This is a genomic window from Shewanella sp. AS16, assembly GCF_021412365.1.
Classification (GTDB): domain Bacteria; phylum Pseudomonadota; class Gammaproteobacteria; order Enterobacterales; family Shewanellaceae; genus Shewanella; species Shewanella salipaludis.
Genome location: NZ_JAKCLK010000001.1, coordinates 347,256 through 363,837, shown reverse-complemented (window position 1 = coordinate 363,837; position 16,582 = coordinate 347,256). Strand labels below are relative to the sequence as shown.

At 60.1% G+C, this 16,582-nt stretch carries 2 protein-coding genes; both read left to right on the top strand.

Annotated elements, in window-relative coordinates; genetic code table 11:
* Nucleotides 1-185: 185 nt before the first annotated feature.
* Nucleotides 186-10,280 carry an immunoglobulin-like domain-containing protein gene (locus tag LZP73_RS01670; RefSeq protein WP_234232751.1) on the top strand — a complete coding sequence of 3,365 codons (10,095 nt, stop codon included), beginning with the start codon at nucleotides 186-188 and terminating at the stop codon, nucleotides 10,278-10,280.
* Between the two features lie 370 nt (nucleotides 10,281-10,650).
* Complete coding sequence (locus LZP73_RS01665) at nucleotides 10,651-16,467, top strand: PKD domain-containing protein (RefSeq protein WP_234232750.1); 5,817 nt, start codon at nucleotides 10,651-10,653, stop codon at nucleotides 16,465-16,467.
* The last annotated feature ends 115 nt before the right edge of the window (nucleotides 16,468-16,582 follow it).

Here is a 16,582-nt window from a genome sequence, read left to right as displayed (position 1 = left end):
CCCTGTATCTGCACATTCACTCATATTTCCCTGTTTCAATCCCCGCAAATGGCATTTTGTGCCGCTGAAATTAACCCGTAAAAAATGTATCGATTTTTGGCGGTTTTTCGGCGGGGATACGTATTTCTTGTTATTGGTCCGAATTATCGGTACGGCGGTGCCATGGTGCTATGCCGGTCGTGTGAATGAATTTACTTTGGAGGCGCACGGTGCGTTTGAATCTCAACGCCGGATCCCTTCCCTATATGGGATTTGGTTTCGGTAGAAAAGCTGTGGCCGGTCTGCTGGCTGTTATCCTGTCGATGTTTTCCTGTTCTGTGCTGGCGGCAGACACAGACGGCGACGGCTTTGACGACAGTTACGAGCAGACCAACGGCACGGACCCCAATGATCCGAACAACTTCCCGCTGGATTTGGCAATCAAGCCGGTCAACGTCTGGACCACTTCCTTTTACACAGGTGGCGGCGGTGAATTCCGCGGCCGCCCCTATTCGCTGATCAGCGGCACTGGCCTGAATTCTGCGACCGAGCCCTTGACCAAACGCCAGTTCCACGAAGCAGGGGATCTCAACGTCTGGTCCGTGGGCTGGGGCGACGGTGGCCTGGGCGGCCCCATAGGCGTTGCCCCGCCGGTCGACCAGCAGGCGGCCGTGGTGGATTTGGGCGAGCCCATGGATGTGCGTGGCGCCTATATTTGGAACCTCTCAGGTGCCAACAATACTTATGCGGCCCGTGGCATCAAGAGCATCAATATTTTGGTGTCCGCCGATACCAACCCGAAAACCGCCAACTACACAGATCTCGGCGAGTTCACCGTCAACCAGAACGGCGGTTATTGGAACGTCCGTGCCCCCGCACAGGAGCTGAGCTTCTCCGCCGATGGCGTGCGCCTGGTCAAGGTGAAGATCAACAGCAACTGGTCTACAGAGTCCGTGGTCGGCTTTGCCGAAATCCGCCTCATAGGCACCAACAACGACGGCGACTCCCTGCCGGACCACAGGGACCCGGACGACGACAACGACGGTTATCTGGATACGGACGAGAAGGCCAACGGCTCGGATCATCTGAGTGCCGCCAGCGTGCCCACCAACGACTTTGATCACGACTTCATCTCGGACCTGAATGATCCGGACGACGATAACGACGGCTACACGGATGCCGATGAAAACGCCAACGGCACAGATCCTTTCAACGCCGCCAGCATTCCGGCGGACAACGACGGCGACCACATCTCAGATCTCAACGACCCGGACGACGATAACGATGGTTATTCAGATGCGGTCGAATTGACCGAAGGCTCGGATCCCATGAGTGCCGCCAGCATTCCCAACGACTGGGACGGGGATCTGATCTCCAACTCGGACGACCCGGACGACGACAACGACGGCGTGCCCGACGGCGTCGATATGTGCCCGCTTGGCACAGTCGGCACGGGGAATGGCCCGGCCCATGCCGACCCCGACGGCGACGGTTGTGACTCCCCCACCGAAGACAATGACGATGACAACGACGGCATGTTGGATGCGGCGGGGGATATGTGTATCACCCTAGACGGCAACCTGAGCGCCGACCGGGATAACGACGGCTGCGACGATGCCGACGAAGATCTCGACGACGACAACGACGGTTATACGGACAGCGACGAGATTGCCAACGGCACGGATCCCCTGAACAGTGCCAGCGTACCTGTGGATTACGACGGCGACCATATCTCCGATCTCAACGATACCGACAGGGACAATGACGGCGTCGCCAACGGCGCCGACCGCTGCCCTATGGGCACCATAGGTCGCGGCTGGGGCCCGGCCAACAACGACGCCGACGGCGACGGCTGTGACTCTGCCACCGAAGATCTGGACGACGATAACGACGGCTTCAGCGACGTGACCGAAGCGGGCCAGGGCACGGACCCCCTGAATGCCCAAAATACCCCCTATGAGCGGGCGCTGACCCCGGTGGCGGTGTGGACCTCGTCCTATCGCGCGGATTCGACCGAGACCCAGAAAGACAACCTGATGTCCAATGTCGGTTTGGTTACCTCCGGCGGCAGCGGTGCCTATATGCTGCAACCGGGCAAACCGTTTTGGGTGACCTACAGCACGGACGGTGGTCTCGGCGGGCCATTGAGTTTCCCGGGCAACATCCCCCACGTGTCGACTCAGAAAATCGTGGTCGATCTCGGCGGCACTTACGACTTGTCCAAGGCCTTTATCTGGGATCCCAATAATACCTCCTACTCATACAACGCGGTGAAGGACTTCATTCTCTACGTCTCCTCCGACAGCGATCCGCTGACCGCCAACTACCGTGAGGTCGGTCGCTACAGCATGCCGTCGATTGTGGTGGACAGGTGGACCAATCAGGCGCCGGCGCTGTTCGACTTTGCCGCGGAAAACGTGCGCCTGGTGAAGATCCAGATTTTGAGCCAGATGAACGGCGATCAGTATTACTACGTATCTCTCGGCCGCATCAAGCTGCAACACGCGGACACGGACAATGACGGCCAGACCAACGATGTGGATACGGACGACGATAACGACGGCGTCGCCGACGAACTCGACGCCTGCCGCACAGGCACGGTCGGCATAGCCGCCAGCGACTACGACGGCGACGGCTGTAACGACGACTTTGAGGATCTCGACGACGACAACGACGGCACCCCGGATGCCGGCGACGCCTTCCCCCGCGATGCTTCCGAGACCCTGGATACAGACAAGGACGGCATAGGCAACAATGCCGACAGCGACGACGATAACGACGGCGTACTCGACGCCGCCGATGCCTGTCCGCTGGCGGGCTTTGTGTATGATGCCAACGGCGACGGTTGCCAGGACAAGGACATCACAGCCCCCGTTATCAGCCTCAGTGGTGCCAATCCGTTGCTGTTGACCTACGGCGCCGATTTTGTCGAGCCCGGCGTCGGTGCCAGCGATGACCTGGACGGTAATATTTCCGCGGCCGTGGTCATCGACAGCAGCGCCATCCGCAATACAGTGCCCGGCGATTATCAGGTCAGCTATAACGTCAGCGACGCCGCCGGCAATGCCGCCCAGCCCCAATTCCGGGTGGTGCGGGTGCTGCAGGAGACCATACCCCCTGTCATCAGCCTGATTGGCGCCAATCCGCAGGTGGTTGAGCGCGGCACTGCCTATGTGGAGCAGGGCGCGAGCGCCAGCGACAACGTGGATGGCAATCTGAGCGCCGCGGTGCGCATAGACAACAGCGCGGTCAACACCCAGATATCGGGCAATTACAGTGTCTATTACGATGTCACAGATGCCGCCGGCAACCAGGCGCTGCAACAGGTGCGCACAGTGCAGGTGCAGGACACAATAGCGCCCGAACTCAGCATCGGTGCCCCCAGTGTGGCGCAGAGCCAGAGCGGCCCTGTCAGCTTTATCCTCGGCTACTCGGGTGCCGATGTCATCAGTCTGTCTGCCGCCGATATCGGCCTTGTCCGCACTGGTGATGCCAGTGCCGACATCAGCCTGTCCGGCAGCGGTAGCAGCCGCCTGGTGACCCTGAGCAACTTCTCCGGCAGCGGCTCTCTGGCAATCAGCATAGCCGCCAACACGGCGCGGGATCTCGCCGGCAACCAGGCCGCATCGCAAAGCTCCTTGGCTTTCATGGTGGAAAAGCGCGACCAGCAGATAAGCTTCGCGCCCCTTGCCGACAAGACCTTAGGTGATGCTGCCTTTGCCCTCAGTGCCAGCGCCGATTCCGACCTGACCGTGAGTTTCAGCTCAAGCACAGAAGCCGTCTGCAGCCTGTCCGGCAATGTTCTGACCCTGAAAGGGGCGGGCAGCTGTACCATCACCGCCAGCCAGCTGGGCGATGCCAACTTCAAGGCGGCCCAGGAGGTGGTGCACAGTTTCAACGTGGCCCAAAACAGCCAGGAAATCAGCTTTGCAGCCCTGCCGAACAAGACCTTCGGTGACGGTGCCTTCTCCCTGAGGGCCACGTCCAGCTCGGGCCTGGCGGTATCCTTTGCCTCGACCACCCCAAGCGTCTGTATGGTGTATGGCAACGTGGCAAACCTGTACGGCGCCGGTACCTGCTCTGTCACCGCCTCTCAGGCGGGCAACGGCAACTATCTGGCGGCGGCCGAGGTGGTGCAGAGCTTCGAGATTGCCAAGGCGGCCCAGGCCATCAACTTCGGCACCCTGGCCGATAAAACTTTTGGCGATGACGCCTTCGAGCTCAATGCCGGCGCCGACTCGGGCCTGGCGGTTGCCCTGGTATCCCAGACGCCCGAGATCTGTACCCTCAATGGCACTGTCAATGGCACTGTCAATGGCACTGTCAATGGCACTATCCTGACCCTGGTGGCGGCCGGCAGCTGCAGCATTTCGGCCTCCCAGGCCGGTGATGGCAATTACCAGGCTGCGCCGGAGGTGGTGCAGAGCTTCACAGTTGCCAAGGCAGCCCAGGCCATCAACTTTGCCGCCCTGGCCGACAAAACCTACGGCGATGGGACCTTTGATCTGAGCGCCGGTGCAGATTCGGGCCTTGTCGTGAGCTTTGCTTCAACGACCGTATCTGTCTGTACCGTATCCGGCAGCTTGGTGTCTCTTGTCGGCGCAGGCCGCTGTTCTATCGTTGCGAGCCAAGTGGGCGACAGCAACTATCAGGCCGCCCGGTATGTCATGCAAAGCTTCAATGTTGCCAAGGCGACCCAAAGCATCGGTTTCGTAGCACCAGCGAACAAAACCTTCGGCGATGCGCCGTTTGCCTTGAATGCGATTGCGACCTCCGCCCTGGCGGTCAGCTTTGTCTCAGACACCCCCAATGTCTGTACTGTTGCAGGCAATACTGTGACTTTAGTGGCCAACGGTATCTGTTCTGTGATCGCCAGTCAGGCGGGCAACGCCGACTACCTGGCGGCCGCCGATGTGGTACAAAGCGTCAGCGTCGCGATGGCTAGCCAGAGCATCAGCTTCGGTGTGGTGAGCGACAAAACCTACGGCGACGCTGACTTTGACCTGAGCGCCATGGCGACATCAAACCTGACGGTGAGCTTTGCCTCGACCACGCCTGCTGTGTGCAGCGTGTCCGGCAATCGGCTGTCTCTGCTTGGCGCCGGCAGCTGTTCTATCACTGCGTTCCAATCGGGCGGCTCGGGATATCAGAAGGCGTCGGATCAGACGCAAAGCTTTACCATCCACAAGGCGGCCCAAAGCATCAGCTTCGCGGCGCTTGCGGATAAAACCTACGGCGATGCGAGCTTTACTGTCAGTGCAACCTCGAATGCGGGTCTTGTCGTCGCCTTTGCTTCGATCTCGCCGTCTGTCTGTGCCGTGTCCGGCGATAGGCTGTCTCTGCTCGGCGGGGGGCTCTGCTCCGTCGTCGCAATGCAATCCGGTGATGCCAACTATTCGGCGGCAAGCGATCTGGTGCAAAGCTTTACCGTCAACAAGAAGGTGCAGGTGATCAGCTTCAACGCCCCGGCGAACCGCAACTTTGCCGACGGCGGTTTTGCCCTGGCGGCAAGCAGCGATTCGGGCCTGACCGTGGCGTTTACGTCCGTGACGCCGTCCGTGTGTCGTGTCAGCGGCGTCAACGTCAGTCTGACCGGTGCCGGCACTTGTACCTTGGTTGCCGGCCAGGCGGGCGACGACCGCTACGCGGCGGCAAGCGAGGTGACGCAAAGCTTTATTGTGTCGGATGCCACCGCGCCCGTGCTGAACGTCCCTGCGAACATTCGAGTGGCTGCGTTTGATGCCAACGGCACCGCCAAATCGGCGAGTGACGTGAGCATGTTCCTGAATGCGGCGACTGCCAACGATGGGGTGGACGGCGTCTTGAGCGTCACCAACGATGCGCCGGATGTGCTGCCGCTCGGCGAGAACACTGTCACCTTCAGCGCGGTCGATGCCAGCGGCAATACCACCACAGGTACCGCCCTGTTGACAGTTGCAGACCTGACCAAACCCGTGCTGGCCTTGCTCGGCGGCGGTTCGCTCACGCTCAGTCACGGCGACAGCTATGTAGAACCCGGTGTATCAGGTACGGATAATGTCGACGGGGATATCTCGCAAGCCGTTGTGATAAGCGGAGCGGTCGATACCGGCTCGGTGGGAATTTACACCTTGACCTATAGCTTGGTTGATGCGGCGGGCAATACAGCAACTGCGACCCGCAGCGTTTCGGTACAGGATGCCGGCGCCCCTGTGGTGACCGCGCCGACGAATATTGAGGTAGCGGCGGTGGATGCCAGCGGTACTGCGGCGACGGAGGCGACCATCGCTGCTTTTCTGAATGGCGCCACAGCCCTGGATGCGGTGGACGGCGACCTGAGGGCGCAAATCAGCAACGACGCACCTGAGATGTTCCCGCTCGGAGAGACTCAGGTGACCTTCAGCGTCACGGATACGGCGGGCAATAGGGGCATGGCGCAGGCCATAGTGACAGTTGCCGACCAGACCAAGCCGGAATTGAGCCTGGCGGGCGGCAACGCTATGACTCTGGAGGTCGGCCAGGCCTTTGTTGAACCTGGATTCAGCGCACGCGATAACGTCGACGGCGATATCAGTGCCGGAGTCGAGCGAAGCGGCGTGGTCGATGTCGCGACCAGAGGGGCCTATGTCCTGACCTATAGGGTTGCCGATGCGGCGGGCAACAGTATGACCCTGACGCGCAGCGTGACGGTACAGGATTCTACTGCGCCTGTGGTGACGCCTCCCGCCGATATTGGCGTGGCGGCGCAGGATGCGGACGGCACCGCCGACAGCAACCCCGCCATTGCGGCCTTCCTGAGCGGCGCAACTGCGCTCGACGGTGTCGAGGGCAGTCTGACAGTGACCCACGATGCGCCGCAGGTGTTTCCGCTTGGGGTGACTCTGGTGACCTTCTCGGCGACGGATCTCAGCGGCAACAAGGGGATCTCGCGGGCGAGCGTGACTGTGTCGGATCTGGGCGCGCCAGTGATCGCCTTGACCGGCGACAATACGCTCAGCGTTCAAGTGAACGAAGGATACGTAGAGCCTGGCTATAGGGCAAGCGACAATGTCGACGGCGATTTGACGGCCAAGGTGAGTGTGAGCGGCAGCGTGAATTCACCGGCGCTCGGCGTTTACACTTTGACCTACAGCGTCAGCGATGCGGCGGGCAACGCCACGTCTGTGACGCGGACTGTCACTGTGGAGGATACCTTAGCCCCTGTGTTGGCACTCAACGGCGCTTCTGAACTGACGTTGCCCTTCGGCGGCAGCTATGTCGAGCCTGGCTATACGGCGGTAGACAATGTTGACGGTGACATCTCGGGTCAAGTGACGGTAAGCGGCAGCGTGGACAGTAGTGCGCTTGGCAACTATGTCCTGAGTTACAGGGTGTCGGATGCGGCGGGCAACCGCAGCACGGCGACGCGGACGGTAACTGTTGTGGATATCATTGCACCTGTGATGAGTGCGCCTGCGGACATACTGGTTGCAGCGACGAACGCCGGCGGCACGCCGGCTTCGAACGGCGCGATTGCCGCATTCCTGAAGGGTGCCAGTGCATCGGACAGCATAGACGCCACAGTGACTGTATCCAACGATGCGCCTGCGGTATTCCCGCTCGGTGCGACGACTGTGACCTTCAGCGCGGCGGACGCTTCCGGTAACCTGGGTACGGCGAGCGCGACAGTGACGGTTGCGGACATGACGGCACCTGAGCTGAGCGTCCCTGCGAACATCAGCGTGACGTCGGCTGACGGCAATGCGGTCGGTGCCGACAAGGCGACGATTGCTGCATTTCTGGCGGGCGCGAGGGCGACGGACAATGTCGACGGAACGCCGACGGTCAGCAATGATGCCCCTGCGAGTTTTGCCGCAGGTGTGACCAGGGTAACCTTTACCGCAACAGACAGGGCGGGTAACACGACCGGCAAGAGTGCAACTGTGACCGTCATGCTTGCAGTCGATAGCGAGGCGCCGGTATTCGGCGGCGCCCTGCCGGCGGTTACAGCTGAAGCGACGGACAAGCTGACGCTGGTTGCGCTGGCGACGCCTGTGGTAACCGACAACAGCGGCCAGTTCGTACTGGCGGCGGACCATACAGGTCCTTATCCGCTCGGCCAGACGCTGGTGACCTGGACTGCCGTGGATGCCTCGGGCAACAGTGCGAGCGCGACCCAGGTGGTGCGGCTGGTGGATACCACTGCGCCTGTCATCAGTGGTGTTGCGGACCTCGTCATCGATGCCCGCGGTACCCTGACGGACATAGGCAAGGACCTCAGCTTAAGCGCAAGCGATCTGGTTGACGGCGAGGTAAGCGCCGTCTTGGAAGGCGACAGCAAGCTGCGCTCAGGTACGCATTCCGTGCTGGTGAGTGCCACGGACGCCAGCGGCAACCGCGCAGAGGCGAGCCTGATCGCGAGCATACGTCCGCTGGTGAACTTGGGGATAGATCAGGTTGCCGAGCGCGGCAGCACGGCACGCATTGCGGTGCAGCTGAGCGGCGATGCGCCAAGTTACCCTGTGACCGTGTTCTTTGATGTGACGGCAAGCGGCACAACAACGAGCGACAGCGTGATCCTTGAGAGCGGCACCAAGGCGGTTATCCTGATCGCGGTTCCGGCCGAGCTTGTCAACGGCGATGTGGTTGACGTGAGCCTTACCGGCGCCGACAACGCGGTACCGGGCGGCGACGTGGCGGCTAAGGTGAATGTGATTAGCAGCAACAAGGCGCCGACGCTGGCGCTCAGGGTCGGGCAGGGCAGCAAAACTGTCTCGCTGATCGATCCTGCCGGCGGTGTTGTGACCATCAGTGCCCTGGTGAGCGACGTCAACGTCAACGACAACCACAGCATAGGCTACAGCAGCACTGTGCTGGGCAATCTGGGTTCGGGGAACAGCATCACGCTGGACCCGGCGAACCTGAGTGCCGGCTTCTACAGCATAGACGTGACGGCGACCGAGACCAACACAGAGTCTGCACTCAGCACACAGGCCAGCATCGGCTTCCGGGTGCTGGAGGCTGCACCTGTACTGTCGCAGACGGAGGACAGTGACGGCGACGGTATCCTTGATGCTCTCGAAGGGTTCGGCGACAGCGACGGTGACGGCATTGCCGACTACCTGGACGCAGATGTGGACAGGGCACGCCTGCCGCTGTCAAATAACGGTGATATGCTGCAGGTGCCTGCGGGCCTGGCCATGCGTCTTGGCAACACAGTGCAGCAGCAAGGCGCAGGTTCGGCGGATGCGAGCCTGACTCAGGATGAACTTGTGGCGATCTTGGGTGAGATCGCCCGTGACAAGGGTCACCAGGGGGTGGGTTACCTGGTGGATTTCCAGGTCACGGGTCTGCAGGCCGGTGATGCTGTGCCTGTGGTGATGCCGCTGCCGGCAGGGCAGAGCATTCCGAGCGATGCGGCGTACCGCAAGTACAGTCAGGCGCGCGGCTGGTTCGAATTTGTCGACGACGGTGCGAACCGCTTGCTGTCGGCTCCTAAAGACGCGGACGGCAATTGTCCGGCGGCGGGCTCACAAGCGTACAGCACGGGCCTCAATACAGGTGATGCCTGTATGCTGGTGGTGATTGTCGACGGCGGTGAATACGACAACGACGGCCTGGTGAACGGCAGGGTTGCCGACCCTGGGATGTTGACTGTGTCGCGCATCAACACGGCGCCGCTGGCGAAGGTTGCAAGCGAGACTGTGACGGCGAACGAGCAGACGCGGGTTTCCCTGGATGCGTCAGGCAGCAGAGATGCGGACGGTGACAGCCTGAGCTACAGTTGGCAGCAGACTTCGGGTACCAGGGTCGCGCTCGAAAATGCGAACGCAGCAGTGGCGAGCTTTATGGCGCCGGACATCCGGGCGGACACGCCGTTGACCTTCAGTGTGACTGTGAGCGACGGCATAGCAGCGAGCGTGCAGGACGTGACCGTCAATCTGACCATGGTCAATCGGCTGCCGGTGCTGAGCACGGATGCGATCGCGACGGTCGAGTCGGGTAACAGTCTACGCCTTCGGGCGAGTGCCACGGATGCCGACGGCCATGCCCTCACATATCGCTGGCGCCAGCTCGACGGCGTTGCTGTGACGCTCGAGAACGCGAACGGCGCGACCGTGATAGTCAGCGCGCCGCAGGTGAAGACGGACCAGGATGTCACCCTTTTGGTGGGCGTCAGCGACGGCTTTGATACTGTGACCCAGCAGGTCAAACTGACGGTCAAGGTGGCACAGGTGACGTCTGAGGCACAACCCGAGGGCAAGAACTCCGGCGGTTCAATGCCGCCTTGGTCACTGTTGCTGGCGTTCCTGCCTGCATTGCGCAGACGCCGGAAAAAATAAAGACTTCATCTCCTGAAACACCATAAAGAGCGGCCACTGCCGCTCTTTTTATTTTTCTGTCCTGGCAATGCGATGTTGTGCGTCTGCATCTTCACTGCATATTTCCCTGTTTCAATCCCCGCAAATGACATTTTGTGCCGCTGAAACTCACGCCGCCCAAAAAATTATTTTTTGTGGCGGGTTTGCCGGATGTTTTTCGTAACTAGATAAAGTGCCGAATTGCGAATGGGCAACGAGCGGGCAAATAGCGAACGCCGCTTGGCAGCGCAGGGCGTTTGAATGAACAAAATAACTGGCGAGTCGGGGTCACTATGACTTTTGGGAAGAGCCCCAGGATCGGGTAAGTATCTAATGCAGAGGAGAAGGCTTGATGAGCAAGCAGTTGAAAATCAATAAATTGGCAGGTTTAATTACCGCGGCCGTGTTGGGCACGCTAAGCAGCAGTGCGGCATTGGCGAGTATCCATCTCGATACCACCATGGGTGAGGCGGCGTCGGTTAAAATCGTGTCGCTCGATGGCGGTGCCGGTGCGTTTGACAGCACGTTCGACGCGCCCGACCGGGTCGCGGTCGATGCCATGGGCCGGGTGCTGATGGTCGGCAACATATCGCCGGGCGTCGAACTCAACAATGAGATCTATATCGAACGACGTTCAGGCGATAACAGCCTGGATACCAGCTTCGGCAGCGGCGGCAAAGTAAAAATCAGCGACGCTAATTATCCGCTCTACGGTTCGGTCGTCACCCTCGACAACCAGGGCCGCATTCTGGTCGCCGGCTATGTCGGCACAAACTCCCAGGGCAATAGCCTAAACGAGATGCGCCTGTATCGCCTGCTGGCGGACGGCAGTATTGATACCAGTTTCGGCGAGGGTGGTGAGACCCGATTTACCGTCAATAACAAGGCCCCGCAATTGACCAGCATCCTCAGCGATGCCCAGGGCCGAGTTTATGTCGGCGGACGGGTTTTTCAATCTGAAACGGGCAACGATGCGTTTGTCGCTCGCTTTGGCGCCGACGGCTACCTGGACACCAGCTTCAACACCAGCGGTTATCAGACCATGGGCGCTGTCGGTGACGATTGGATCAATGCGCTGGCCTTTGCCGGCGACGGGGTCCTGCTTGCGTCCGGCCATCTCGACTACAAGCCGACCTTGTTCCGCTTTAACGAAGACGGCACCCTCGATGCCAACTTCGGCGGCAGCGGTCAGCTGGACGTCAGCCGAACGACGCAGTCTAGCCAGGCGTACGATCTGGGCGTTGACGCCAGCGGCAAAATTCTGCTCACGACCTCCGATCGGGTCAGTGACTCGGATACCACGGAAATTTTCAACCTGTATCGCTATAACGCCGACGGCACCCTGGATACCAGCTTTGCCGACAACGGTTGGTTCGGCTTGGATGTCAACGGACAGGGAACCGGCGGCAGCAATACTTCGACCCAGATCAAAATCGACAGCCAGGGCCGTATTTTGCTCGGTGGTAAGATCTATACCGGCAACAGCACTTCCCATATGGCGGTATTGCGCCTGAGCAATAGCGGCGTGCTGGACACCAGCTTCGGCACAAACGGCATCGGCAGTTATTACCTGGAGCAGGGCGACGCCAACAACTATCCGGTGCTGATCCACGAGGACGCAACCGGCAACCTGGATATTTTCTCTCACCAGAGCGGCGCTGAGGGCGACGATCTCGGCTGGGCCAGGGTCGACGGCGACGGCCATGCCACCCGGCCATTCGCCAAAGACGGCACGGCGATGGAAGGCACTGCCGACCTGACCCTGCCGTTTGACGATTATGAATATTACTACCAGGTGCGCGTCGACGCCGAAGGTCGCACCCTGGTGGCGGGCAATGCCACGGACAGCAGCAAAACTACGGGCGACGATATAATTCTGCGCCGCTATAACGCGGACGGCAGCCTGGATACCAGTTTTGCCAGCAATGGCACTTATCAGCTCAACGTCGGCAGCGGCGACTATCCGAAGGACCTGCAGATAGACGCCAACGGCAATATCTGGCTGCTCGGTAGCGAAGTGTATAGCGCCACAGGTTTTTACCTGATGAAGTTGAATTCGAGCGGTCAGCCGGACACGAGTTTTGGCACGGGCGGCCTGCTTAATATGCCGGATACCGTGAAACCTCTGGCACTGATCTTACACGCAGACGGCAGCATGTTCGTTGCCGGCGACAAATATAATCTGGCGCGCCTCAATGCCGACGGCACGCTGGACACAGCGTTCGGCAACAACGGCATCTTCGCCGCCACAGGCCTTGGCAGCAACGACCATTCGTGGGGCGCGGGCGAAGACAGCCAGGGTCGTATCCTGCTGGCGGGTAGCGTGAACTATCAAAGCAACAGTATGGCGATGCGGGTCAATGCCGACGGCACCCTGGACACTACATACGGCACCAACGGCGTTACAACCTACGTCCTGCCAGCAGATAATTACGGTGCCTTTCAAAAAGCCATGGTTGAGGGCGATAACCTGTGGCTAGTGGTTACTGGCCACAGTACCAACACAGAGTATTTCAACTATTTGGTACACATTGATGCTACGGGTGCGGTCGACAGCAGCTTTAACGGCGGTAATCCGCTGCAGTTCGGTGCCGGCAAGAAGTACACTGTCAGCAATATGCAAAAAGATAGTGCCGGGCGTTTCCTGTTCGCCGGTTATGAGGGCACCAGCCACTACGATCTGGCCTATGTACAGCGCCTCAATGCCGACGGCTCGCCGGACGAGACGTTCGCTCCCGGCGGCTTGCAGACCTTTGACTTAGACGGCGGCGTCGACCTGGAATCCCTGGCCGTCAAGTCAAACGGGGAGCTGGTTGCGGCGGGCTATTACAGCTTAAATAACGACCGCGCCATTCTGGTGCACCTGACCGAAAATTCGCCGCCGACCATTTCCGGCGCGCCTGCGAGCGCGGTTAACCAGGGCGCGGCCTACAGCTTTATCCCCACGGCCGCAGATCCTGAAAATGACAACCTCAGCTTCAGCATCCAGAACAAGCCCGCCTGGGCCAGCTTTGACACCAGTACCGGCGCCCTCACCGGCACCCCGGGTTATGCGGATGTCGGCAACTTTAGCGGCATAGTGATTTCGGTCAGCGACGGCAAGCTCAGCGCCAGCCTGGCGGCCTTCGATCTCTCTGTGGCCAACGTCAACGATGCGCCGACGGGCGAAGTGACCATTGCAGCCAGTACGCCCAATGGCCAGACCCTGATTGCCAGCAACACCCTGGCCGACCTCGATGGCATGGGAGCCGTGAGCTACACCTGGCTGCGGGCCGGTCAGGCCATAGCCACAGGCAGCGAGTACAGCCTGGTACTGGCCGACAAGGATCAGGACATCAGCGTTCGCGCCGACTACACCGATGGTTATGGCACCGCCGAGTCAGTGTCCAGCAGCGTTACCACGGCCACAGCAGACTTTTTCAATGCCGACGCCGATGGCGATAACCTCAGCAACGCCGAAGAACTGGCCCTGGGCACAGACTACACCAAGGCCGACAGTGACGCCGACGGCGTCAACGACGATATCGACGCCTTCCCGCTGGATATCAATGAATCTGTCGACACCGACCAGGACGGCACAGGCAACAATGCCGATTTGGATGACGACAACGACGGCGTGCTCGACGTCAACGACGCCTTCCCGCTGGATGCGGCAGAAAGTGTCGATACAGACAACGACGGCATAGGCAACAATGCCGATACCGACGACGACAACGACGGTATCCCGGACGTGGATGACAGCGCGCCGCTGGATCCCAAGGTAGGTGACAGCCAGGCCCCTGTATTCGGCGAACTCTTGCCGTTAACCTTTGAGGCGACCGGGCCGACTACTAGTGTGGCTTTGCCTCAGCCACAAGTCACTGACAACAGTGCCACAGCACCGACCCTAGTGTCGGATCTTCAAGGGGCATTGGCACTGGGCGAGCATATTGTTACCTGGACAGCCACCGATCTGGCCGGTAATGCGACCAAGGCGCAGCAGAAAGTGACTGTTGTCGATACCACGGCTCCTGTGTTTGCCGAACTGGTCCCCGTCAACATTAACGCCACAGGCCGCCTGACGGATCTCCTCTCTGTCGTTCAGGTAGCGGCGACAGATTTGGTCGACGGCGATATCGCGGCCGTCTTGAACGGTGACAATCGTTACGTCTCGGGGCTGCACTCGGTTGAATTCAAGGCTTCGGACAGCGCAGGCAATGCGGCAACCACTCAGCTTGAGGTGGCTATCTTGCCGGCGCTTAGTGTTGCGTCAAAGCTGGTGGTCGAGGTTGGCGGTGAATACGCTTTGCCTGTCAGTCTCAGCGGACAGGCGCCTGCTTATCCTGTGGCTATAGGTTATACAGTGAGGCTCAATGGCAATCAGATAGGTCAAGGCAGTACCAGCATAGCGGCAGGTACCCAGGGGCAGCTAATCTTGATAGTGCCTGATAACGTGCTTGCCAGTGACACTTTGACCGTTGGGCTCGAGAGAGTCAGCAACGCTTTCGTCTCAGAGTCATCCCAGGCACAACTGATTGTGGTTGAACAGAATCTGACGCCGACTCTGGATGTGAGTGTCATGCAACAAACTCAAACCGGCAACCTGATTGACCCGCTCAAGGGTAAGGTCGTCATCAGCGCCGTGGTGAAGGATGCCAACCTCAATGACAGTCATGAGGTGAGCTGGTCGGTGGCGAATAACGCCTTCGAAGGTACAGTCGGCAGCGCATCGGGCAGCGATGCCACGCACAAGAGCAGTTTCGAATTTGACCCCAGCGGTCTGGCTAAGGGGGTTTATACTGTCGATGTCACAGTGACTGAGACCAGCACGGCCGAGCGCCTGAGCAGCAGTCGCCGGCTACAACTCCTGGTTGGGCAATTAGCCGCTCTGAGTGCAGCGACCGACACAGATCAGGATGGCATAGTCGACAGTCAGGAAGGGTATGGCGATACGGATGGCGATGGCATTGCCGATTACCTGGACAACGACAGCAATACCACGCGTCTGCCGGCGGGGAGCGACAGTGAGCCGCTGCAAACCTCGACAGGGATCAGCATGTCCTTGGGGACCCTGGTGCAGGCCTTGAATGGCAGCACAGGTGCCAATGCCAGTCTGACTGCGGCGGATCTAGCCACTGTCCTTGCCGGCGATGCCGCTGCAGCCGATACCCATGACAGCCACTTCACTGCGGCCACACCGCTGGTGGATTTCACCCTCAGCGGCCTGGCACAGACAGGGGATTCGGTTGCCGTGGTGATCCCCCTGGCGAGCGGTGTCACTCTGCCCGAAGGGGCCGTGTACCGCAAGTACAACACCACCCAGGGCTGGTTCAGCTTCGTTGAGGATAGCAGCAACAGCGTCAGTTCGGCTTCTGCCGATGCCGGGGGGCAGTGCCCGGCACCGAATGCGGCGGCTTATGTCGCTGGCCTGACGGCCGGTGACAACTGTGTGCAACTGCTCATCCAGGATGGAGGCCCGAATGACGCCGACTTCATTGCCAACGGCGCGATAGCCGATCCCGGTGCCATAGTGGTCGAGAAGCCAAACCAGGCACCCGTCATCAGCATGTCACTGGCTTACAATGTCGATGAAGGCATGGCCGTGAGCCTGGATGCCGCTGCGACCACGGACGCCGAGGGCGATGCCTTGAGCTTCAGTTGGCAGCAAATCTCGGGTATCCCAGTGACCCTGAGTGCCGCCAATCAGCCGAGTCTGAGTTTTGTGGCGCCCGAGGTCAGCATGGATGAAACCCTGACGTTCGAGCTCTCTGTCGACGATGGTGTCAACAACAGCAAGGCCACAGTGACTGTGGTGGTGCAACAGGTCAACCAGGCACCGACCGTCAGCATAGACGGGCATGAAGCCAGCTATGAAGAAGGTGAGTTGGTCACACTCAAGGCCCTGGCCGCAGATGTGGACGGCAATGCCCTGAGCTATCAGTGGACGCAAGTGTCTGGTCCGACGCTGGAGTTCGATGCCGGCGCCGCCGAGGTGAGCCTGCTGCTGCCTTATGTTACGCATGAAGAGACGGTCGTCATGCAAGTCACAGTCACGGACGGCGAGCTGTCGACCGGCACCAGCACAAGTTTCATCATTCGCAATGATAATCATGGCGGTGCCATGGGCTGGTTGAGCCTGTTGCTGCTCGCCGGACTGGCAAGGGCCAGACGCGCCCTGGGCGTGCGTTAGGGCGCAGGGCCTGGCGTCGAGAGGCGAGTGTGTGTTGGGGAAGGAGCCCCTCGCCGCTGGCCTGTTTCTTAGCTCGGAGAAAGCCAGTCACAGAGACTGGTTTTTTTTTGCCTTG

What these genes read in the sequence shown, in the direction of transcription:
- LZP73_RS01670 (WP_234232751.1), top strand. Translation starts at nt 186, where the DNA reads ATGAATTTACTTTGGAGGCGCACGGTGCGTTTGAATCTCAACGCCGGA.
- LZP73_RS01665 (WP_234232750.1), top strand. Translation starts at nt 10,651, where the DNA reads ATGAGCAAGCAGTTGAAAATCAATAAATTGGCAGGTTTAATTACCGCG.